Source organism: Flavobacterium sp. HSC-61S13, from assembly GCF_024171535.1.
Classification (GTDB): domain Bacteria; phylum Bacteroidota; class Bacteroidia; order Flavobacteriales; family Flavobacteriaceae; genus Flavobacterium.
Window position 1 is genome coordinate 72,332 of the sequence record NZ_JALJZV010000014.1, and the last position, 23,633, is coordinate 95,964.

A 23,633-nucleotide genomic window follows, 5' to 3' on the forward strand; every position below is an offset into this window, starting at 1 on the left:
AAATAAATAAAATTCTGGCAGTATAAACACTGCCAGAATTTTTGGATTAAAAGTCAAATTTTAGACCTAGATTATAACGAGGTTGATAATACTCCAACTGTTTGGTATTTGAAGAAACACCTTGATAATATCTTAAGGCTTGGTTGGTAAGATTATTGGCTTCAGCAAATATTCGGATGCTTTTTGTAATCTTATAAGAAGCATTTAAATCCAAAAAGAACTGTTTGTCGTAATAACTATCGTGGAATTCGTCGGAACCCAATTCATCCAAATAGCTCGAAGCAAAATTAGCAGATGCTCTAGCAGAGAATTTGCTGTTTTCCCAAGATAAAGACCCGTTAAACATATGAGGGGCTGTTCCCGGTAACGTAATATTACTTCTTTCGTTTCCTTCTTCGTCAGCAATTCCTTGTGCTTTGGATTTGGTGTAGGTATAATTTGCATAGATACCGAATTTTTTCAGGAAGTCTCCCGGTAGAAAATCCAATTGACGTTGAAAGGCAACCTCAAATCCGAAAACATTAACCTGTTTTCCATTTCTAGCTTGAACAAAAGTCCAATCTTCTCCAGCTGGAATTGGATTGTTTTGAGAAGGAAAGTCCTTGGCGAAATCGGCAGTGCTATATTGATTGTTACTATAAGTATAGATAAAATCTTTTAAATTTTTATAGAAGAAACCTCCAGAAACTAAACCGATGGATTCAAAATAATTTTCAGCCATAAAGTCAAAGTTATACGAGTAAGTGGCATCTAATTCTGGATTTCCTGCTTGTATTTGCGAATCTGAAGCGATATTATTAACATAAGGCGCCAGTGCATAATAATTTGGACGAGCTAAGGCTGTTGTAAATGCTGTTCTTAGTATAAAGTCTTTGGTGACATCATATTTAAAGGAAATGCTCGGAAGTATATTGGTGTAAGAGTTGGTCGTATTGATTTCACCTTCTAATTCTTCTTCATCCAAAACTCTATTTCCTGTATAGTCGATATGTGTATTTTCAATACGCGCACCGACAATCATGGACAATTCATTGCTTAAATCTTGATCCCATCTGATATAGGCAGCATAAATATTTTCTTTAGCCTTGTAGTTTACTGCAAGAAATTCAGCCGGATCTTGTTCCCCTTTGTATAAGGCTGTATTATTAAGATCAAGTCCTCCTAAATAAGAAGCCGAGGCAAATTGCCCTGCGATATATTGGCTTCCTGGATTAAATCCTTTCCCGTCATAATAAGTAGTAGGTACATCAGCAAGTGTAATTTTATTAATAGGGGTATAACTGTAAAAATCATTATCGCGTTCTTTGTCTTTTAATCGAATTCGTAAACCGGTTCTCAATCGACCTTTCTGTCCATCAATAACAGAGAAAGGAAAGCGGATATTTACTTTAGCTCCCAATTCACTTTCTTCAGTATTGTTGGTGTTCTCAGACAATGCCGCTTGTTTAAAAGATTTAGAATTTTCACCAGTTGTAGTGATTAAGGGTTTACGCAGGTCTGTTAGATTTTCGTCCATATCTACGTTTTTCTGCTCAAAACCAATGTAACGTTCGTTAGGGCGGTATTCTCTTGCTTTGGCATAATTAATCGACCAGTCTAGATCCAATTTGGAATTTAAAAGGTGTTCTCCTTTTATCGAATAGTTCTGTACGCGTTGTTCTTCGAGCCTTCTATTTTTGTTTCGACTGTTGTCAATCCCGCCTTTAGTTTCACGTTTTACACGTCCTTTATATCCTGCGATCGATTCCCCATTATAAATCGGTTCGATTTTATCATAGGTTGTTCTAAAACGATTCTCTCTATCATCTCTCCAGTTGTAGATAGCATTGGCAAAGATGGTGTTGTTGTCATTAAATTTATAATCTAATGCAACAGCTCCGCTACGTCTGATTCGCTGTACATCGTATTGGCGGATCTCGGCTTTTTCAAGATAGGTATTACCCATTTTGTCTTTGGTCCATACGTTTTCGATATTATCAGAACCGTAATCATTATTGTTATAGGAGGCACTGAAAACCATACCCAATTTGTCTTGTAGGTAGCGGTTACCATAAACCAAACCGGCTGTGTAATTGGCCTTTTCACGAATAGGAGCATAGCCTCCAGCTAAAGTAGCCGAAATACGCTCTCCGTTTGGTGTTGCACGGGTGATTAGATTCACTGAACCACCGATGGCATCAGCATCCATATCTGGAGTAAGGGTTTTATTGACCTCTATAGTCGCAATCATATCTGACGGAATTAAATCCATTTGCACATTTCTATTGTCTCCTTCAGCTGACGGAATACGGTCTCCGTTTAAGGTTACAGAATTTAAAGAAGGTGCCAATCCTCTAATGATGATGTTACGCGCTTCACCTTGATCGTTTTGCATGGTGATACCAGGAACGCGTTTTAATGCATCGCCTATATTGGAGTCAGGAAAACGGCCTACTTGATCAGAGGAAATAATATTGGTGATGTTTCGGTTGTTCTTTTGTTGATTTAAGGCTCTGGATTGACCTTTTAAGGAAGCTCCAATTACAATTTCTTCAAGGCTATTAGCATCCCCACCAAGCGCAATATGTGTTAGGGTATTTTTTCCTGCTACTACCACCACATCTTGAGTATGGGATTGGTAACCGATATACAAAACTTGCAATTGATACGTTCCAGATGGAACATTTAAGAATTCATAATCACCAATTTGATTGGATATGGTGTATTTGTTTGCCGAATTTAGTAGCTGAACCGTGGCACCAGGTAAGGAAATGTTGTCTTCAGCGTCAGTGATCTTTCCCGATATAACGCCCGTTTTTTGTGCATTAGCGAGCTGGCTCAGCATAAGTGCAACAAATAAAAATAGTAGTTTTTTCATTATAGATAGGTGTTGTTATTTATGGGGCTAAACTACTTGAGCGTTGTTAAGATCGTGTTAACACCGGATTATGTTTGTTAGGCTAATTTAAACACCACTTTATCAAATGGTAAACGAGTTTTTTTTGAACGCTTCCTATAATCGAAAAGTATCCGTAAGCTAATGGTTTGGGTGTTATTGCTTTAAGCGTAAATATTTGATGGAATGCCTTTTTTGAACTATGATGTTATACTATATTTAATGTTAAGCAGGGATCCACGGTTTATAACAGCTTCAATATCGGAGGTGGTTTATTTACAACAAACAAGATGTCCGTGAGTGTCCATACTCCATTAAAACTGCAATTTAGTCAACACCCAATTCTTGGTATCGATAAGTAATAATTCATTATGTAAGTGTGGTAAATTTAGAATCACTTTGAGGGTTTCGTGTGCCATCATCGTACCGATAATTCCAGTAAAAGTTCCTAAAACACCGTTTAAACTACAGTTTGGGACTCTTTTGGGATCTGGGGCTTCTGGGAAAACAGCTCTTAAATCTTTGGATCCATGATGGTTAAAAACCGCTAATTGACCATCAAATCCCAAAATACTACCATATATTAAGGTCTTACCCAAATCAACACAGCTATCATTGACAAGATATCTCGTACTAAAATTGTCCGATCCATCAACGATATAATCATAATTACTCAAAATAGATACAGTGTTTTCAGCAGTTAATTTTTCGTTATGGGTGTGTATAGTAATGTTTTCGTTGCAAGTTTTAAGTCGTTCTGTGGCGACCGTTGTTTTGTAACGGTTAACATCTTTTTCATGGTATAGTATTTGGCGATGCAAGTTGTGAATTTCGATGGTATCGAAATCAACGAGCCCTAATGTGCCCACGCCACTAGCAGCTAAGTATAAGGCGACTGGACAGCCTAATCCTCCAGCTCCAACGATCAAAACACGGGCTGTTTTGATTTTTGTTTGCCCCAATATACCTACCTCATCCATAGCCATTGGTCTGTTATAACGTAAAAAATCGGAAGTATTTATCATTTTATTTTGTGCTTCGTGTGAATTAAGAGTCTGTTGATTATATAAAGGAGCGGTCCCAATCTTTCCATACAGGCTCATAGCCGTTGTTTTTTATTAAGGCAGCTATTTCGTGAGTGGATCTGTTATCACATATTTCGAATTGTTCTAAGGATGTCTGATCTACTGCATACCCTCCGGGATTTGTTTTTGAACCGGCACTCATACTGGTAGTACCTAAACCGATGATGTGATTTCGCAACAGTTCACTTTCGCGGGTGGAAATAGATATTTCTAAATCTTCATTCCAAATTCTATAAGCGCAGATAAGTTGCACCAGATCTTTGTCGTGCATAATAAAATTCGGTTCTACAGTTCCTTCAGCTGGGCGTAGTCGAGGAAAGGAGACCGAATATTTACTTTGCCAATAGGTTTTTTGTAAATAGTCGAGATGAAGTGCATTAAAGAAACTATCGGTACGCCAATCTTCTAGACCGAGTAAGACGCCCAGTCCCATTTTGTGTATACCTGCCGATCCAATGCGATCGGGGGTATCCAGACGGTATTCAAAATTAGATTTTTTACCCTTAGGATGGTATTTTTTATAGACGGCCTTATGATAGGTTTCTTGATAAACCAACACAGCATGTACACCGAGTTGATGCAACCGCCGGTATTCTTCGACTGACAACGGTTGTACTTCGATTGAAATATTGGAAAAAGTCGGTTTGATCAATCGAATGGCCTCTTCAAAGTAATTGATGTTGACACTATAATTTGCTTCACCGGAGACCAACAAAATATGATCATACCCCTGTGATTTAATCGCGGCTATTTCCAAATTAATTTCCTGTGGATTCAAGGTTTTTCTGGGAATGCGATTATCCATGCTGAAGCCGCAGTATGTACAAATATTTTGACATTCGTTGCTCAAATACATCGGAGCAAACATCTGTATGGTTTTACCGAATCGCTTTTGGGTCAATTGTTGACTGATTTGCGCCAATTGTTCTAAAAATGGCTGGGCAGCAGGGGATAGTAATACCAAAAAATCATCGAGTGATTTTTTGGATTTATTTAGACTGTGCTGTACTTGTTCTGGTGTTGAAGAATAAATTTTATGTTGTATTTCTTCCCAGTCAAATTGTTCTAAAATTGTGGTGAAAGCCATTTTAATCAAATAAAAATGAAGTTAAGGGACTTGAAGCATGGGCATAGTTTAGACGAGGTGCTAGTGTAGCATTAAAAGCTTGACGTCCAGCGATAACGGCCAAACGAAAGGCATTAGCCATGGCAACGGGATCCTTTGCTGCTGCTATGGCTGTGTTAACCAATACAGCATCTGCACCGATTTCCATGGCTTTTGCAGCGTCGGAGGGGGAACCGATTCCCGCATCAACGATAACAGGTACTTTGCTATTTTCAATGATGATCTCCAAAAAGTCAAGAGTTCTCAAACCTTTATTAGATCCGATGGGAGCGCCAAGGGGCATAACGGCCGCAGTTCCCACATCCTCCAAGCGTTTGCACAAAACGGGATCGGCATGTATATAAGGTAAGATGATAAAACCCAGTTTCGCTAGCGCTTCTGTGGCTATTAAGGTTTCGATAGGATCGGGTAATAGATATTTTGGATCTGGATGAATTTCTAATTTTAACCAATTTGTTTCCATCGATTCTCGGGCCAATTGCGCAGCGAGTATGGCTTCTTTTGCATTACGCGCACCCGAAGTATTGGGAAGTAACGATATAGTGGGATGTTGCAAATGTTGTAATAAATGGTCTTCTGGAACGGTTAAATCCAAACGTTTAAGGGCTACAGTGACCAATTGGCTTTGCGATTTTAAAATTGCCTCCTCCATCAATTGGGCAGAACCAAATTTACCCGTTCCTAAGAACAGTCTCGAAGTGAAAATCTTATCTTGAAAATTAAATGTTTCCATGAAGTATATTATTAAGCGTTAAAACGGTTCGTTTTTTATCGTTGGAATTGTTTATTAAGGTAGAAAATGCCATTCCATGTACTCCACATTGGAGCAGTTCGTCGATATCGTTAAGTTGAATGCCTCCAATAGCAATTATCGGTGTTGTTAAATTCATTCGAGCACATTCGGACAATAAAATTTTATAGTTCGCGATGCCTAGTAAGGGATCTAATTCTCGTTTAGTTGCTGTAAAACGATAAGGCCCTAACCCGATATAATCACAACCCTCTCGGTTTCTCTGTATCACATGTTCCAAGGTATTGGCTGTTCCTCCAATAATTTTATCCGGCAAATGCTTTCTCGCAACTGCGATAGCAGTATCCGACAAGCCTAAGTGAACCCCGTGGGCATCGAGGGCTAACGCAATATCAATATGGTCATTGATAATCAGAGTAGCATGATAGGGTTCACACAGTTCTTTTACCTTTTCTGCCGTGTGACAACGCTGTCGGTGTTCGGCATTTTTAAAACGAAACTGTATGCAGTTAAGACCTGCATCCAAGGCTGATTGAATGTTGTAAAGTTGAATTTGTTCGGTGTCTCCATCCGAAATATAATGCGATTTAGCTATCATGATAACCTAATAAAGAGGGGTTTGATTGTAAAAATTTCTCGACATATAATTTTCCATTAAAACAGGCTTGTTGCATCGACAGCCCTTTTGCAAGTTCAGCGGTAATAGCGGCAGAAAGTACGCAGCCAGAACCGTGTTTTTCGTATACTTTAGCTTCCGTAGGAGGTAAGTATTCAATTTTGTGATCACTAATGATATAATCCAGTCCTCGGGCTGTTTGATGATGACCTCCTTTGAGCAGTATTGTTGTATAAACACTAAGTGCTTTTGCCTTTTCAATTGGATCGGTGTATTCGCTGACCAAAGTTTGTATTTCGTTTATATTCGGGGTTAATAAATCAATATCTTCTAGGATTTGATAGAGCATATCCGAAGCCATTGCATCGACAAAAGAAAAGTTTGTCGTAGATTTTAAAACGGGATCCCAAATAATTTTGACTGTTGGTTTTACTTTTTTAATCTGTTTAACAAGTGTATATACAAAGTGATAATTGGGGGTTATTCCTATTTTAACCGCTTGGATATCGAAGGAATTCAACATATAGTCCAAGCTCAAAACAACGCTCTCTAGTGGTAGCCATGTTAGTGAAATAAAGGCGTCATCCGATTGTAGGGTATTGGCTGTTAGTAGCGCTAAGCCATAAGTATTCAGGCATTCAAAGGTCTTACAATCTGCCAGAACCCCGGCACCACCACTTGGATCAAATCCAGCAATACTCAATACTATGGGGCGAATTGTTGACATATTTTAAAATTATTATATCCCTGTTCCGTGTTCCAAATAGTTCCTAATAAGGCAATATCATCGAAAGTGTCGGGAAGTAGGGATTGGATGGTTAAAGGAGTGATGCCTCCTAAAGCAATGAGTTTTGTATGGTAGTTGCTGCGCTTTGCTAATTCTAGTTTCCAGTTGGTATTGACTTGGTAATTGGCTTTGGAAATGCTTGGATAAATCGGGCTGATAAAGGCTTTTTTAAAATCACTGCTTAAGCTGTTAAACTCTGCTATGGAATGTGTTGAAGTAGAAAGACTAAGCGATTTAAAATCGGAGGGATCTAATTGACTTCGCAGAGCAGTATTCCAATGAATTTGATGAATATTAAAGTAATTGGTCAAGGAAAAATGCTGATGCAACACAATTTTAGAGTGATTTTCCAATCCGATTTTTGCCAGCAATTGGCTCAGTTGAACAGCATCCAAATGGGGTTTACGCAAATGCAAACAGCTCAATCCCGCTGAGAAAAGTTGATTGATGCGTGTGATTTCGTTGGGCACTGCCGTCGGATTGGAAATGACTATCATGATTTTTAGCTATAAATTTCTTTCCCCGCTTCAATAAATTCGGCAGATTTGGCTTGCATACCTTTAGCGGCTTCTTCTCTGATTTCTTGGGATATTTTCATCGAACAAAATTTCGGACCACACATCGAACAAAAATGCGCCACTTTTGCCGCGTCTGCAGGTAGGGTTTCGTCGTGAAATTCTCTGGCGGTATCCGGATCTAGGGACAGATTAAATTGATCTTCCCATCGAAATTCAAATCGAGCTTTGCTTAACATATTGTCGCGATATTGAGCTCCGGGATGTCCTTTAGCTAAATCAGCGGCATGAGCGGCGAGCTTGTAGGTGATAACCCCATCCTTGACATCTTTTTTGTTGGGTAAACCCAAATGTTCTTTAGGAGTTACATAACACAGCATCGCAGTTCCATACCAACCGATCATCGCAGCGCCTATGGCCGAGGTAATATGATCGTAACCCGGAGCGATATCGGTGGTCAAAGGTCCCAAAGTGTAAAAGGGTGCTTCACCACAATCGCGCAATTGCTTTTCCATATTCTCTTTAATCAAATGCATGGGTACGTGACCCGGACCTTCTACCATCACTTGAATGTCGTGTTTCCAAGCAATTTTGGTCAGTTCTCCTAAGGTTTCTAATTCCGCAAATTGCGCGGCATCGTTGGCATCTGCTATAGAACCGGGACGCAATCCATCGCCTAATGAAAAAGCGATATCGTATTGCTTCATGATTTCACAGATGTCCTCAAAATGGGTATATAAGAAATTTTCTCGATGGTGAAACAAACACCATTTAGCCATAATAGACCCACCTCGGGATACAATTCCCGTGACGCGTTCGGCGGTTAGATGAATGTATCGCAATAAAACTCCCGCGTGAATGGTAAAATAGGAAACCCCTTGTTCCGCCTGTTCGATTAGGGTATCTCTATAGATTTCCCAAGTTAAATTTTCCGCTACACCGTTTACTTTTTCTAAAGCTTGGTATATAGGTACTGTTCCGATAGGCACGGGAGAATTACGGATAATCCACTCGCGGGTTTCGTGTATGTTTTTACCTGTTGATAAATCCATGATGGTATCAGCACCCCAACGACAGGCCCACACCGCTTTTTCGACTTCTTCTTCAATGGTAGAGATGACGGCACTATTGCCGATATTGGCATTGATTTTTACCAAGAAATTTCTACCGATTATCATCGGTTCACTTTCTGGGTGATTGATGTTGTTGGGAATGATAGCACGACCAGCCGCAATTTCTTCCCTTACAAACTCCGGAGTGATGCGTCGTTGGGGAGTGCGCGCGCCAAAACTATTTCCAGTATGCTGCTGTTGCATCGCGCTGGTCGCTTGTGCGAGTTGTTCTATTTTTTGATTTTCACGTATGGCTACATATTCCATTTCTGCAGTGATGATGCCTTTTTTCGCATAATGCAATTGACTAACATTTCTATGGGGCTGCGCTACTTTGGGTAAGTGTAGGAATTCGAAACGCAAATGATCTAACTGTGGATCATTTAAGCGCTGCTGTCCATATTGGGAAGTAATGGAGTCCAATACGCTTACATCCTGACGGTCGAGGATCCATTGCTCTCTGATACGAGGTATTCCCTTTCGAATATCAATCTGGATGTTCGGATCGGTATAGGGACCAGAGGTATCATAAACAGCTACGGGCGGGTTTTTCTCTATACCACCATTGGCTAATTTGGTATCGTGAAGGGTGATTTCTCTCAGCGCAACTCGTATATCGGGAAACAAATTTCCGTTTAAATATATTTTGTTCGAGTTGGGAAAAGGGGTTTGCGATATTTTTTCATGCTTTTTTTCCATTTTTTATAAAGTTTGTGGTGAATAATTAGACTTGTAAAATGGAATTTAACCGCCTTGGGAGGCCGTTATAATGAGAATTGAACTCCCTGGCTGTAAAAAATACGTAGCCCAAAGATTTTTGGGAATTACTCGATGGTCTACGGCGACCGCAATTCCCGTGTAGTCAGCAGAATTTTCAATAACCAGAAGATCCTGGATACTGAGCGTTGTTACTTGATACGTTTTCGTTTGATTGTTGATTTGCAGTTCCATTCCATTTTAGATTAAGGTATCACTTTAGGAATGGCTACAATTCGTGTGTATACACGAATGAAGTCATCTTACTTTTTCCTACGCTAGTGTGATCTAGATCAGGTTCAAAGGGTAAAATCTCAGCCCACATTTCTGTAGACACCCCTAAAGCTTGAGGCAAATATACTTAAATAATCAGATTATCAAAGAAGAATTATTTTATTAAGTTTTATAAAAAACCAAAATTTGAAGTAGTCACGTTTTTGACACTGTTGCTCTAAATAATTGATTTTCTCGAAGCTTTTTTTAAAATTTAACAGTAATTAAGTGTTTTTTAGTAAAATGACACTTATAAGTGGTTTGTTTAATTTCATTATTTACATATTTTTATTAAAATAAGGCTATTGTTAAAGATTAGTTGGTGTTTGTGTTGTGAAATATAAAACCGCTGCTTTAAGCGTGCTTTATAGTAAATGTTTTTTTAACCAAAAATTTTAAACTTATGAAAAAAGTATTTTTAATGTTGATGACCATGTCGCTGATGTTTTCCTCATGTAACTCAGACTCCAGCGATTCAACAGATCAAGGCGTAGATCGCTTAGAAGCGGCAACCAGTTCTAATCTAAAAAAACTTAGAGCACAAGCTTTATCAGACATCAATACTGGTGGTAAGGTCTATTATAGCTCAAGTAAAGGGGCTGTTTTTTATTCAAAATCAAAATCACATATTATCATTCCGGCTCATGCCATTACCACGAAAAATGGAAAGGTTATTGACGGAGAGATCGAAATCGATTTTATTGAGATTTTTACCAAAGAAAAAATGGTAGTGACCAACAAACCTACCATGTCAAAGGACTCTAAAGGCACCAAGGATTTGTTGGTTACTGGTGGTGAGTTCTATTTGGATATTAAATATAAAGATGAACAGGTGGAAATCGTAAAGCCCATCCAAGTTAATATAGATACTTCCAATTCAAAAGCTGATCCAAATGGAATGTCTCTGTGGTCTGGAGATATTGATGAGAATGATAATTTGACGTGGGATACTGCACCGAAAGATCAAGTGAGTTTTGGTGATGATGGCGTGGTATTTAATACTAAGACAGGCTCGCAGTTTTATAATGTTTTTATAAAGATTACTATTAATTTAGGTTGGACCAATATTGATAAAATACTAGTCAAGAATGGCCCTAGAACTACAGTCCATGTACAAGTGCCTCTTGCTTTTAATTATACGAATTCCGCTGTATATATAATAGTCAGAGGAGAGAATAATGTGCTTTTTCAGTTGTCTAGTTTTGATTTTTCTAACAATGCCTTCGGCGATAATGATGCGATTTTACCAGAGGGATTAGATTGCTATATCGTCTTTACTGGCGAGCACAATGGGAATTATGTTTACAGTATTATCCCAACCACACTTCAAAGTAATGCGTTTTATACGATACCTAGTAGTAGTTTAATTACAACGACTAACTACCGACAATTGGAAGCCGCTATAGAAGCTTTGCCCTAAAAAAGTGTTTTTAAGATTTTTAAAAAATGCATTCATCCTAAAGGTGAGTGCATTTTTGCTTATTAATAAAACCATTATGAGTTTACTATTTGTAGTAGTGGGTGCTAAAATCATACTGGAATGATTAATAATGCATCGTGTAAGTTAAATACATTGTATTCATATATTTTACTATGCTTAAGTCTGCATTTGCGCAAATCCATAAACGAGCAATGTTTGAAATTTCATAATGTAAAGTGAAACTTTCTTGAGTAGTCGATTCTAATTGAATTATATTACTGAAATTTGTTCTTTTAAAATAAGGTATTTTATTTTTCTTCATCCTCGCTAAAGAGCTTATTTAGCTAAGTTCGTTTTACTAGCGTTTATTAATAATGTCGTCAATGAAAAAAACAAATAGTGCCGTTTCTGCAGCCTTATTATCGATGGTTTGCGTCCAAGGTGGCGCGTCCATAGCCAAGCAACTTTTTCCAGCTGTGGGAGCTATAGGAACCAGTACATTGAGAATTGGTTTGTCTGCAATTATATTGACGCTTATCAATCGTCCTAAATTTTTTAGTTTCACCAAAAAACAGTGGTTATACAGTGCTATGTATGGCATTGCTATTGCGGCTATGAACCTGATTTTTTATATGGCGATACAACGAATCCCTTTGGGTCTAGGTGTAACGGTAGAATTTATTGGACCTTTGTTTTTAGCCTTGTCCTTGTCGAGAAGGTGGATGGATGTGGTTTGGGCATTACTCGCTGGGTTAGGGATTCTATTTATAGTGCCTTGGCAGAGTAACGATGTGGATTTGTTGGGATTGTTTCTCGCTTTCCTTGCAGGAGCTTTTTGGGCAGCATACATCGTGATGGGGGGGAAGGTAGGTTCAGTTATGGAAGGTAAAGATGCGGTGACCACGGGAATGTTATTCGCGGCATTGCTAATCTTACCTTTCGCCATTTGGGATGGTGCCGTGTTTAATTTAACACCCGTACTTTTCTTAAAAGGTTTGGGAGTAGCGGTCTTATCCAGTGCGTTACCTTTTTCATTAGATATGGTTGCCTTAAAACGACTTCCTGCCAAAACTTTTAGCGTATTGACTAGTATGCAACCCGCTTTTGCCGCTTTCTCTGGTTTGATTTTTTTATCAGAACAGCTGACTCTTATGCAATGGGTGTCGATAGCTTGCGTGATATCCGCAAGTATTGGGGCTACGGTTTTTAGTAAACAAAAGTAATTTCACTACTTATAAAGACTCCATATTAGCTCTAAGGCCTTTTAATTAAGGCTTATTTAGCTTTTTTTTCAAAGTTGAAAATAAATTATTGCTTAAATTGCACTATTAAAATTTGAATTCATGAAACATATAGAAAAGTTAGCGGCCATTCGCGAACTAATGACTAAAAATAATATTGACGCGTATATTATTCCGTCTTCAGATCCACATATTAGTGAATATTTACCAGCGCATTATCGTTGTATTTCGTGGATTTCTGGATTTACAGGTTCAGCCGGAACATTAATGATTACTCAAGATTTCGCTGGATTATGGACGGATTCTCGTTATTTTGTTCAAGCAAAACAGCAATTAGACGGTTCGGGTTTTGAATTGGTTAAACTTAAAGTACAACATGCACCGGAATATGTGGTGTGGTTAACTGAAAAATTATCAGCTGGGCAAACCATTGCCTTTGATGGTAATTTAGCTTCGTTGATGGTTGCCAATACTGTGAAAAGTCTTTTAGAACCCCTGGGGATGAAAGTTGATGGACATGTTGATTTGTTGAGTCCATTATGGGAAGGTAGACCGAGTTTGCCGATGAATCCTGCTTATCTATTAACGCTGGCAGATACGGGAATGTCGACTTCGGAAAAATTAGCTGCAGTTCGTACAGAAATGAATAAACTTCATGCAGAAGCACATTTGATTTCTTCGTTAGACGACTTAGCTTGGTTGTTAAATATTCGCGGGACGGATGTAAACTGCAATCCTGTAGTGTTGGGTTTTGTGTATTTAACTCAAAAAGAAGCCGTTTTATATATTGCAGCAGGTAAGTTGTCGGATACTGCTATAGCAGAATTAAACGAATATGGTGTAAGCGTTAAATCGTATGAATCGATTTACAGTACCATCAACTCTTTGACAGTATCTAGTATATTGGTTGATCCAAAACGTACTTGTTTTGCTATTTATGACGCGATTCCGACTGCTTTAAATATTATTGAGGAGTTAAATCCTTCTACTTTATTGAAGGCTGTCAAAAATCAGGTTGAGTTAGATCATATTCGCCAAACCATGATTAATGATGGAGTAGCGATGACTAGGTTTTTTAAATGGGTAGAGGAACATGTAGCTGAAGGTAATTTATCTGAAGTTTCAATAGCTGAAAAGTTGTTATCATTCCGTCAAGAACAACCGGGATTTAAAGATATCTCATTTGGAACCATTGCTGGATATAAAGATCACGGTGCTTTGCCACATTATTCAGCGGATGAGGATTCTAACTATATGTTAGAACCGAGAAGTTTATTATTGGTAGACTCTGGAGGTCAATATTTAACGGGTACTACAGATATTACTCGTGTGATTTCTTTAGGAGAAATGACGCAAGAAGAAAAAGAAGACTATACCGTTGTTTTAAAAGGAACCATAGAGGGTTCGACAGCTGTTTTTACAAAAGGTACTCGTGGTTATCAAATAGATGCCATTACACGTCGCCCTATTTGGGCCACTAAACGCAACTACAACCACGGAACAGGACATGGAGTTGGTTTCTTTTTAAATGTTCATGAAGGCCCCCATACATTCAATGGTGCCGCAGTGGATATACCCATATTAAGCGGTATGGTATCGTCTATTGAACCAGGCTTATACAGAGAAGGTAAACACGGAATTCGCATTGAAAACCTTGTGTTGTCTAAAGATCTTGAGAGTAACCAATTCGGTGACTTTATGGATTTTGAAACTTTGACTATCTGTTATATAGATACCAGTTTAGTTGAAAAGACCTTGCTTCATCAAGAGCACGTAGATTGGTTAAATAATTATAATCAATGGGTGTTCGAAAAACTGGCTCCAAAATTAAGTGAAGAAGATAAAACTTGGTTGCGCTTAAAAACGAAAGCAATCTAAGGGTTTCAGTATAATTTTTAAAAACTTCCTGAAGGTATTTTCAGGAAGTTTTTTTTGCTTACTTAAGATAACGCAATTATAGCGGAAGCAAGAAGGTGTATCAAAAATCTTTTAAGATCAAGTACTGCTTGACGTTAGTATAAATTATTTTTTCCCAATAAATGTTTCTATAGTATTTAATTGTTTGCGTTGTCAAGTAAATCAGTGATCGAGATATTTTTTTTAACATAAAAAAACAAAAATAAAAGGTTGTTGTTTGGAAGGTATGGCGTCAATTTTCATATAATGGTTTTAAACTTTGCATATAATTTGTTTTTATTAATGTATTTTTGTTTTCTAAGTAATTTTTCATCACTAGCACCGTGGGGATTTTAAGAGATTTTTTTTAACGTAGCCGTTTGTAATAACCAGTTAACTAATAGATTACTAATTACAGTATAATCATTATCAATTGATGGTCTATACCGTTGTGATAGTGATGAGTAGTTTACAAGTTACCGTAATTGGGATCAACTGCTATTGATGCTATTAGTGAATGAGACTTTGGGATGTCATAAAACAAACTATTTTATAACTATTACAAAAGCAAACAATTAGTATCCTTTAGAAGAATGAGTTCAAGACTAAAAAAATATTTTCTTTATTTAGCTATTTTTCTATTAATAGCGATTACTTTATTTCTACTTAGTAGAACCACTACGGAACCACTTAAACCGATAGAATCGACTAAGATTTCTGGTATATATATGGATTCCCTACTGTTGGAGGGGCCTAAAAAGGCAGAACTTACTCTAAATAAATTTAAGAATAGCGATTTTGACAATGCAACGAAGAAAGAGCGAACCACTTTCGCCACTTACAAGATCATTTTATTATTAGAGAAGAATAAATTAGATAGTATTCCCTATTACACAAACGAGGCTTTAAATAACGCCGCTGAAATTGAGGATAATCGTATTCAGGCTCGTTTATATTATACTTTAGGCTCCTATTATCGATTAATAGGTGATTATTCTAAAAGCTTAGAATACTCTTTGAAGGGACTGTCATTTTCTCCCGTAAACTCCAGAGAAAAGGTGGATCTCTATAACAATATAGGAGGGATTTATTTTGAATTAGACGATTATGATTTAGCGTTAGATTATTTGCAAAAGTCCTATCAAGGGGCTACTTCCCTGAAAGACGTCAAAAGAACTGCTATTGCCTATGCTAATATTGGTAATGTATATTTGATTACTGAAAATTATATTCCAGCAAAAAACAACCTCAGGCACTCCTGCATTTATTTTGAAAGGATCAACGACACGATTAATGTCATTAAAAGCTTAACTTCTATCAGTAAAATCGAACTGATGCAAAATAATTTTGCTGCAGCTTTTTCGTCCTTGGAGCAAGCGAAAGAATTAAGTTTAAACACAGAACTTCATTCGCAGTTGTCTTTGGTTTATCAGCACTATGGCAATGCTTATGGAGGTAAAAAGGAATATCAGACTGCGATAGATCATTATAATGAAGCATACCGATTATCTCGAAAAAATCAAATAGCTCGGGATAAAATGAATGCCTTAGATGGGCTTGCTCGCAACTATGATAAACTCGGGAAATTTAGAGAAGCCAATCAAAGTTTAAATGAGTACTATCGCATAAAGGACAGTATTTATGGGGTAAAAGTTAGGCAGAATATTGAAGAGTTAAAATGGAGTACAGTTATCGCTGACCAAAAGCTAAAAAACGAATTATTACACAGAGAAGTTGATACAGAAAGATTGAATAAGGCAAACTTGACAAAAACGTATATCATCATTATTGTCGTTATTTTATTGATCGTTGTTTTTCTGTGGATGTTGTATAAAAACAACAAGAAATCCCTACAAATTGCTAATTTATCAAACGACCTTCTGACCGATAAAATAACTGCAGATACCAATCTCAAATTAATTCAAGAGGTGCAGTTTCAGCAAGAGTTAGAAATCAGAAACAAAGAATTGATTTCGCTAAACATTTTAATTCTCGCAAAAAATAAAATATTTAATGATATAGAAAGTATAATAGAATATGGAGGGATGAATTTTGAACAGACCCTTTATGAGTTGAAAAACATTATCAAGTCCAATCGTAATCAAGAGAACGATTGGGAAAAATTTAAGAAGGTATTTGAGACGGTCCACCCGGATTTTTTTAAAACGATCAAGGATAAATTCCCACAACTTTCTAAAACTGAAATTAGAGTTTGCACCTATATTAAGATGAATATGCCCAGCACAGAAATCTGCGAAATGTTAAATATAAACCAAAATAGTTTAAATAAAGGGCGCTACCGAATTCGGAAAAAACTAGACCTATTAGGTACCGTAGATTTGGATGAATTTGTAAAGTCTTGGTGATTTTTTGGTTGTATTTTGGTTAAGTTATTGTTTTATAGTTTGTTAGTTTTATTGTAAATATTTTCTGTCCATCATTTGTCCATAGGTTATAATTGGTTAATTCTGCAAGGGGGATTACTTTAGCCCCAATTAGAGATTTTAACCAATTCTTAACTATTATGAAATTTAGAGTAATTTTTTTGGCAGGGATGGTTGCATTATTGTTCAGTTACTGGCTTTATGCAAACGAAGATGTTAACAGGATTTCAAGTTTTAGTTTTAAAACATTATCCAAGGATATCTTAGAACGGCTCAGTGGCGGTAAAGCCGATTTAGCAAAAGGGGTTTTACAACCCGGCGAATTGTTTGTCGAAGACTTTGAGGGGACTTCCACTTGGACGTTCTTTAACGAGCCGACAAACGGTTGGTATATTGGTACTGCAACTCAAAATGGTGGTGCTAAGTCCATGTACGTTTCGGATAATAAAGGAACTACCAATACCTATTCCAATGGTGTCAAAACCATTGAAGTTAGTTTTGGTGTCAGCCCTTCTATTACCGTACCAGCCAATGCAACAAATTATTTATTAAGCTTTGATTGGTTGTCTAATGGGGAAGGAGCAACCTCATATAACGACGATTTATCTGTTTGGATTGTACCTGCTACTTATAACCCGGTTGTAGGAACGAAATTAAACAGCAACTCAGGTGGAGTCTTATTAAAAGATAAGTTGGGAAAACAACTGACTTTTAAAAGGGAAAACATAGAAGTTGACTTGAGTGCATACGCTGGAACAGAAATAAAAATTGTTTATCAATGGGTTAATAATATGTTTACCCTCTATCAACCACCAGCGTCGATAGATAACATCCGTTTGTATCAACATACTTGTAAAGCTCCTTCGAATTTAAAAGTGTCTCAAATCACTTTGAATGGCGCTACAATTAATTGGGATGCTACGGATGCCTCCATTTCAAATTTTGAAGTTTTAGCATCAACTAGTCAGATTTATCCATTGACTAATCAAGGTGTAGTCGCTGTAAATGGAAGTAAAAATCACACCTTTACAGGTTTGGTTCCGAGTACGTACTATTATGTATGGTATCGATCTGTATGTTCTAGCTCCGATAAAAGTTATTGGCAAGGACCGGTGAAATTTATGACGGTTTGTGGCGTTTTTAAAACACCGTTTTATGAAACCTTTGATACCAGTTCTCTTAATTTTGAATGTTGGACTTATATTCAGAAAAACAGCACAGATGAAACGTCTTTCCAACTTTCTACTAATTATAGAATGGAAGGGGATCGTGGTTTAATGTTTAATACCAACACTGCTAGTAAAGCACACGATCACGATAGCTATGCGGTAACGCCTACGTTTGACTTTGATGGTGGTTTGTATAAACTAACTTATTATTATAAAACTTCGCCTTCTGGTGGTAATGAATTTGAAGTATTGTTGTCGAAAGACGGTATTGATGCGAGTAAATTTACTACGGTACTCAAAGCTAGACAGAAGTACCAAAAGTCAGATTATATAAAAGAAACGATATTTATTCACGGTATTACTGGAAAAGTAAATATTGCCTGGCATGTAAATTCTTCAGGAAGCTCTGTTTTTCATTTAGATAACGTTCGTTTAGAAAGTGTTTTGTGTACAGAGCCTCTACGATCGGCTGTTTCGGACATTAAAACCAATAGCGCTCAATTTAATTGGGATGATGCTATAGCGAATGAGTGGGAATATGCCGTAGTAAAATCCAATAGTGGTCAACCCACTACAGCAGGTACTAAGGTGAGTCAAACCACTGTTGTAGCTAACAAAGATATAGCAGGTAATTCGTTTACTTCGGATACCCAATATGATTTTTATGTTCGCGCTAAGTGTTTGGACGGTGCTATGGGTGAATGGATGGGGCCTGTAACATTTAAAACCGCTTGTGACGCTAAAAATGTTCCTTATAAAGAAGGATTTGATATGACGGGTGAAAGCGATCTTGCTTGTTGGACTATTTTAGATATCAATAACGATGGAACAGCGTATGGTAATATCTGGAAGCAGTCGCAGTACACCGTTTATAAAGGCGATCGTTGTATGTATTACTCGGGATCTTCACCTGAGAATGAAGATTGGTTGATTTCTCCGGGATTCAACTTAAAAGGAGGATTGTATGCTGTTACTTTCTATTATCAAGTCAATCAAAACACGACGGCCAATTTAGAAGTTAAGCTTTCTACCTCTGGAGTCTCTCCGGCTTCCTTTACAAAAACCATAGGGACTACATTGACCTATAAAGGACCTGTTTATACCAAAAAAGTGGTTTATATTGATGGGGTTAATGGGGTTGCCAACATTGGTTTTCATGTAAAAGGTAAAGGGGGAGCGATTCAAATCGATGAGTTTAGTATTGAACAGACCAATTGCCGTATACCGGATGACTTAACCATTACAAATATTGGAACTGCTAGTGTGGATTTATCTTGGACAGACCCTACTAGTACCAAATGGGAATATTTTCTTGCTGTTGAGGATGGTTTAAATACGCTTCCTGTTGGTTCAGGTACGAATGCTACAACGACTTCGATTAAAGCAAATCGAGTTAATGGAACCAACGCGCCGTTAGAACCCAACAAAGAATACAAAATCTTTGTGCGTTCCTCATGTGGGCCGGGTGTATACAGCGAATGGGTGGGACCGATCAAATTCAGAACAGACTGTTTGATCATGACTTTACCGTATCAAGAAGGATTTAACAGCGATTCAGAAACTCAATATTGTTGGAAAATCGTTGATGGTAATAACGACAAACCGTGGTATGGCGGATTTGGCGAATGGTTTGCTGCGGATTATCAGGCTTACGAAGGAGATAAATCGATGTATTTTACAAACTTAAACGGGCCCAATAACGATGATTGGTTGATGTCACCGACTTTTAAATTCGAAAAAAAGAAGATTTATCGCGTGTCGTATATGCACCGTACAGAACCGGGGATTAAATCGGAATTTGAAGTGCGTTTATCGACTACTGGAAGAGAAAAAGAAAAGTACACTAGGGTTTTATTGCCTAACGCTACTTATGACAATGTTCCGTGGAAAAAACACAAGTTTTTACTTTCTGATATCGATGGAGATGTCAGCATTGCTATATATATATCTAATTTCAAAAACTACGGATCCCGTACTTATATCGACGATTTCAGAATTGAAGAGGTAACCACTTGTACAGAACCGATGAAACAAGGTGCTGAAAACATCACAGGTACCGCTGCCGATATTTTCTGGGATAATGATTTCGGAACGACGAACTGGGAATATTATGTTAGAAAGAAAGCCTTTTTGATTGCACCGCCGCTTACCAATGGTATTGCTATCAATAAGAATAAAGTAACGGTTACCAAAGATTACTTTGGAGCAAATTTAGAGGGCAATACTTGGTATGAATTTTATGTTCGCACACTTTGTGGCGACACTTCAAAAACCGAGTGGACAGGACCGTATTATTTTAGAACAGACTGTACCTTTTATAACTTACCGTATTGGGAAGGATTTAATGGAGACGACAATTCATTGCGTTGCTGGACTAGGGTCAACGGCAATAGCGGGGCCAGCTTGTGGAAACAAGGAACCGCTAATCTGTTTGAAGGGTCACACTCGATGAATTTAACACAGTCAGGTACAGCCGATTCTAACGATTGGTTTATCTCTCCATTGTTTAAAAATCTGGATCCAACCAAGACTTATAGAGTTAAATTCAACTATAAAGGTACTGGTTCGGGAACCAACGAGATGGAAGTTCTGGCATCGACAAAAACGATGGCATTGGCGGATTTTACGCAAGTCATTGCGCCGAAAATGAGTTATAGTTCTGCTATTTTCAAGGATGGTATTTCTTATTTCACGGGAATTTCCGGCGATATGTATTTGGCGTTCCGCGTTAGTGGAACAGGAGCTAAAAACATTACGATCGACAACTTGTTTATCGACGAGGTTACGACTTGTGGACAACCGCTTAAAATGGAAGTAAAAAACATTTTGGGAACCAGTGTCAATTTAGTGTGGCAAGATGCTTTTAAAGCTACTGCTTGGCAATATATGATTCAGACCACCAAACAAATTCCTCCAACAGCAAAAGATGCAGGTACACCAACCTCATCTAGTGATTTTGTAGCGACTAAAGACATCACGGGAAAAAACCTTGAACCAAATACTGACTACGTATACTTCGTTCGTACAGATTGCGGTAACGGAAGCTTTAGTGAATGGACGGGTCCAATAGCATTTACTACGGCTTGTGATATTTATACAGTTCCGTTTGTGGCCGGATTCAATAGCAACTCCAAACAACTGCGTTGCTGGACTACAGCACAAGGGCCTGGAGGAACTACTGCTTGGACTACCAATACGACTTGGCCGTATGAAGGAGATCGATTGATGCAATACAGTCAAACGTCAGCGACAGCGCAGGCCGATGGGTATTTGATTTCTCCAACGATTGCTTTAGAAGCCGGATCAAACTATGTTTTGAAATATTATTACAAAACAGACTTTAAAAACATGAATGATTTTGAAGTATTGTTATCTACTACAGGTACCGCTATTTCAAGCTTTACAACGACCTTGTTAAGTAGAAAAACGTACAATACTGAAAACTACGTACAGGAAACCATTTTTATTCCAGGATCAGCTTCCAATGTGAATATCGCATGGCATACGATGACCAAAGGTCCGATGACTGTGGGGATTGATTATGTAACGATTGAAAAATCGGGCGCATGTCCAGAGCCTACAAATGTAAAAGTAACCGACTTCACAGCCGACACTATTGATGTAGAATGGACGCAGATTGGGGGTATTACACAGTGGGAAGTTTTCGTAACCGAATATGGAACAGCTATTCCTGCAGGAGCAGTCGGTGTAGTGGTTAACGGTACGCCAAAATACAAGGCTACTGGACTTACAAGCGGAAAAGCGTATCATATCTATGTTCGCGCAAAATGTGCTGGAGGCACTGATAAGAGTAATTGGTCAACGGCGGTGAAAGGGCCTACGAAGGTTACTACCAACGGGGAATGTAAAGGAGCGATTAATATACCTGTCAACTCTGGATCTGATTGTATTAAAACAATTGGAGTGTCTACTGTTGGTTCGCCAACCATTCCGACAGGGGGATCCGTTTCAAAATGTAAGAGTTATTTACATACTAATGAAATGTGGTTTGAATTTACAGCTACAGCAACCTCTCACTTATTATCTTTTAAAAACTTTGTAGGGTTAAACAAATTGGAATCACCGGCTTTTATGTTTGAAGTTTATTCCGGTCAATGTGCTACGATATTCAACTCATTGCTTATTTGTGAAAAATTCGACGGTTCTTATGGAACAAGTTATTCAAAAGATGACAAAGCCAAGAACATCAGGGGATTAATACCGGGTAACAAATATTATGTTAGAGTAGCTGTACCGGTAGGAGACTTTTTGTTTACTATGTGTATTACTACTAGTGAATACAAATATGTTACGGTTAGCAAAAACGGTGACAAATACACCACAGAAGAATTGGTTAAAGATATTTTGATTCAATCGGACTGTGATTTGGTTAGTAATGTGGTTTATAAAGCAGGTCCTAAAGTAGGTGGAAACACCTTGGGTTATTTTAATCAAAACGGTTCTTTATTCCCATTCGAGGAGGGAATTGTTTTAGCAACTCATGATATTGCAACTGTGCCTGGACCGTATTATGATTATGGTGATGCGGGTGGACCAGCAGGTGTCAGAGGAAAGATAGCTCCTTGGGAAGGAGATGAAGACTTAAACGCGGTTATTGCCAGTGCTGGTGGTAGCGTTTATGCCGGTAGTAAATCGGTGGCAACCTTAGAGTTTGACTTTGTGCCGATCAAGGATACCATTAGATTTGAGTATTTAATGGCATCAGAGAGTTATTTGCACAATTGTACAGTGGTATGTTGGGGAGCTGGAGCCTTGTTTACAGCTTGGTTAACCGAATTGGAAACGGGACAAGGGCAAAACCTTGCTTTGGTACCGGGTACTAATGAACCGATTACCCTTTCAACAATTCGCGATACAGATCGCTCTGGCGCTGCTAATTGTGGCAGTGTACATCCAGAGTTTTTTGGAAAGTATTACGGTAACGGACAAGACAATCCACTATTGGCTCCTATTAATTATGTGGGAATGACCAAACCGATGAGTTCAGAACCGGTTCATGTGAAACCCGGTGTGAAATATCGCATTAAATTGGCCATGGCTGATTTCTGTAATACCAATCACATTTCTTCGGTATTTTTTAATGCGAGAAGTTTTGATTTAGGCAATCTTGATTTAGGTGCAGATTTATTGATAGCAGACAATACAGCGATTTGCGCTTCAGAAACCAAAACCATTCATTCAGGAATAGCTCCTGGAAATGTTAAGATCAGTTGGTTTAAAGATGAGAATCTTATTCCAGGTGCGGACAAACCGGACTTAGAAGTGGGCGAATCGGGAGTTTACAAGGCTGTAGCTCATTATGAAACCATCAATTGTGAGATATCGGGTAGCGTTAAGGTAGAGATGTATCCGCCTTTATCCGATAAGATCAAACCTGCAGAGCCTATTGCCATTTGTCGCAATTCGTCGGAAAGCCAATATGTTGATTTAACTAGCGTTGAGGCCAACATGTTTAAAAATTTGGATAAGGCTAATTTTGTAATTAGTTATTACCAAACAGAAGCGGATGCCGCTGCAGCTTTGGACACGATATTAACCCCTAAAAAGTATTTAATCGACCCTACTGTGCAACCGATTAAAAAGTTTATGCGTGTGGTTGATTTGGT

Annotated in this window: 14 protein-coding genes and 1 riboswitch; of the genes, 5 read left to right on the plus strand and 9 right to left on the minus strand. The window is 38.0% G+C overall.

The features are described from left to right. Window positions 1–46: 46 nt before the first annotated feature. The 9 genes from L1275_RS12930 to thiS all read right to left on the minus strand — a co-directional run bounded on the left by L1275_RS12930 (window position 47) and on the right by thiS (window position 9,818). The gene (locus tag L1275_RS12930; protein WP_253474013.1) at window positions 47–2,857 is read right to left on the minus strand and encodes a TonB-dependent receptor; all 2,811 of its coding nucleotides are present in this window, start codon (window positions 2,855–2,857) and stop codon (window positions 47–49) included. Between the two features lie 332 nt (window positions 2,858–3,189). Continuing rightward, window positions 3,190–3,900, minus strand: a complete 711-nt coding sequence (locus L1275_RS12935; protein ID WP_253474075.1) for a HesA/MoeB/ThiF family protein — start codon at window positions 3,898–3,900, stop codon at window positions 3,190–3,192. A gap of 37 nt (window positions 3,901–3,937) precedes the next feature. After that, window positions 3,938–5,047 (minus strand): 2-iminoacetate synthase ThiH, encoded by a 1,110-nt coding sequence (thiH, locus tag L1275_RS12940; protein WP_253474016.1) that lies wholly within the window; start codon window positions 5,045–5,047, stop codon window positions 3,938–3,940. Between the two features lies 1 nt (window position 5,048). Then, window positions 5,049–5,819 carry a thiazole synthase gene (locus L1275_RS12945; RefSeq protein ID WP_253474019.1) on the minus strand — a complete coding sequence of 257 codons (771 nt, stop codon included), beginning with the start codon at window positions 5,817–5,819 and terminating at the stop codon, window positions 5,049–5,051. Beyond that, window positions 5,806–6,435 carry a thiamine phosphate synthase gene (thiE, locus tag L1275_RS12950; protein ID WP_253474022.1) on the minus strand — a complete coding sequence of 210 codons (630 nt, stop codon included), beginning with the start codon at window positions 6,433–6,435 and terminating at the stop codon, window positions 5,806–5,808. Before thiE ends, L1275_RS12945 begins: the two co-directional genes overlap by 14 nt. Further along, on the minus strand, window positions 6,425–7,180 hold the full coding sequence (locus L1275_RS12955) for a hydroxymethylpyrimidine/phosphomethylpyrimidine kinase (RefSeq protein WP_253474025.1): 756 nt from the start codon (window positions 7,178–7,180) through the stop codon (window positions 6,425–6,427). Before L1275_RS12955 ends, thiE begins: the two co-directional genes overlap by 11 nt. Beyond that, complete coding sequence (locus L1275_RS12960) at window positions 7,159–7,737, minus strand: thiamine phosphate synthase (protein WP_253474029.1); 579 nt, start codon at window positions 7,735–7,737, stop codon at window positions 7,159–7,161. The genes L1275_RS12955 and L1275_RS12960 overlap by 22 nt, the downstream gene beginning before the upstream one ends. A 5-nt stretch (window positions 7,738–7,742) precedes the next feature. Further along, entirely contained in the window at window positions 7,743–9,566 is a 1,824-nt protein-coding gene (gene thiC / locus L1275_RS12965; RefSeq protein ID WP_253474032.1) for a phosphomethylpyrimidine synthase ThiC, read from the minus strand. 45 nt (window positions 9,567–9,611) lie between these two features. After that, window positions 9,612–9,818: a sulfur carrier protein ThiS gene (gene thiS / locus L1275_RS12970; RefSeq protein WP_253474035.1), complete on the minus strand. Its 207-nt coding sequence runs from the start codon at window positions 9,816–9,818 to the stop codon at window positions 9,612–9,614. 58 nt (window positions 9,819–9,876) lie between these two features. Further along, window positions 9,877–9,974, minus strand: a riboswitch (TPP riboswitch). A gap of 325 nt (window positions 9,975–10,299) precedes the next feature. Here thiS and L1275_RS12975 point away from each other — a divergent pair. The 5 genes from L1275_RS12975 to L1275_RS12995 form a co-directional block, all read left to right on the plus strand. After that, window positions 10,300–11,316, plus strand: coding sequence for a hypothetical protein (locus tag L1275_RS12975; protein ID WP_253474038.1), 1,017 nt, complete (start codon window positions 10,300–10,302; stop codon window positions 11,314–11,316). Window positions 11,317–11,699: 383 nt separating this feature from the next. Further along, entirely contained in the window at window positions 11,700–12,539 is an 840-nt protein-coding gene (locus L1275_RS12980) for a DMT family transporter (protein WP_253474041.1), read from the plus strand. Window positions 12,540–12,659: 120 nt separating this feature from the next. Further along, window positions 12,660–14,435, plus strand: a complete 1,776-nt coding sequence (locus tag L1275_RS12985) for an aminopeptidase P family protein (protein ID WP_253474044.1) — start codon at window positions 12,660–12,662, stop codon at window positions 14,433–14,435. 611 nt (window positions 14,436–15,046) lie between these two features. Beyond that, on the plus strand, window positions 15,047–16,819 hold the full coding sequence (locus L1275_RS12990) for a tetratricopeptide repeat protein (RefSeq protein WP_253474046.1): 1,773 nt from the start codon (window positions 15,047–15,049) through the stop codon (window positions 16,817–16,819). Window positions 16,820–16,977: 158 nt separating this feature from the next. Further along, window positions 16,978–23,633, plus strand: a 6,656-nt coding sequence (locus tag L1275_RS12995; protein ID WP_253474049.1) for a choice-of-anchor J domain-containing protein, incomplete at its 3' end; no start/stop codon positions are given.

What these genes read in the sequence shown, in the direction of transcription:
- L1275_RS12930 (WP_253474013.1), bottom strand. Translation starts at nt 2,857, where the DNA reads ATGAAAAAACTACTATTTTTATTTGTTGCACTTATGCTGAGCCAGCTC.
- L1275_RS12935 (WP_253474075.1), bottom strand. Translation starts at nt 3,900, where the DNA reads ATGATAAATACTTCCGATTTTTTACGTTATAACAGACCAATGGCTATG.
- thiH (WP_253474016.1), bottom strand. Translation starts at nt 5,047, where the DNA reads ATGGCTTTCACCACAATTTTAGAACAATTTGACTGGGAAGAAATACAA.
- L1275_RS12945 (WP_253474019.1), bottom strand. Translation starts at nt 5,819, where the DNA reads ATGGAAACATTTAATTTTCAAGATAAGATTTTCACTTCGAGACTGTTC.
- thiE (WP_253474022.1), bottom strand. Translation starts at nt 6,435, where the DNA reads ATGATAGCTAAATCGCATTATATTTCGGATGGAGACACCGAACAAATT.
- L1275_RS12955 (WP_253474025.1), bottom strand. Translation starts at nt 7,180, where the DNA reads ATGTCAACAATTCGCCCCATAGTATTGAGTATTGCTGGATTTGATCCA.
- L1275_RS12960 (WP_253474029.1), bottom strand. Translation starts at nt 7,737, where the DNA reads ATGATAGTCATTTCCAATCCGACGGCAGTGCCCAACGAAATCACACGC.
- thiC (WP_253474032.1), bottom strand. Translation starts at nt 9,566, where the DNA reads ATGGAAAAAAAGCATGAAAAAATATCGCAAACCCCTTTTCCCAACTCG.
- thiS (WP_253474035.1), bottom strand. Translation starts at nt 9,818, where the DNA reads ATGGAACTGCAAATCAACAATCAAACGAAAACGTATCAAGTAACAACG.
- L1275_RS12975 (WP_253474038.1), top strand. Translation starts at nt 10,300, where the DNA reads ATGAAAAAAGTATTTTTAATGTTGATGACCATGTCGCTGATGTTTTCC.
- L1275_RS12980 (WP_253474041.1), top strand. Translation starts at nt 11,700, where the DNA reads ATGAAAAAAACAAATAGTGCCGTTTCTGCAGCCTTATTATCGATGGTT.
- L1275_RS12985 (WP_253474044.1), top strand. Translation starts at nt 12,660, where the DNA reads ATGAAACATATAGAAAAGTTAGCGGCCATTCGCGAACTAATGACTAAA.
- L1275_RS12990 (WP_253474046.1), top strand. Translation starts at nt 15,047, where the DNA reads ATGAGTTCAAGACTAAAAAAATATTTTCTTTATTTAGCTATTTTTCTA.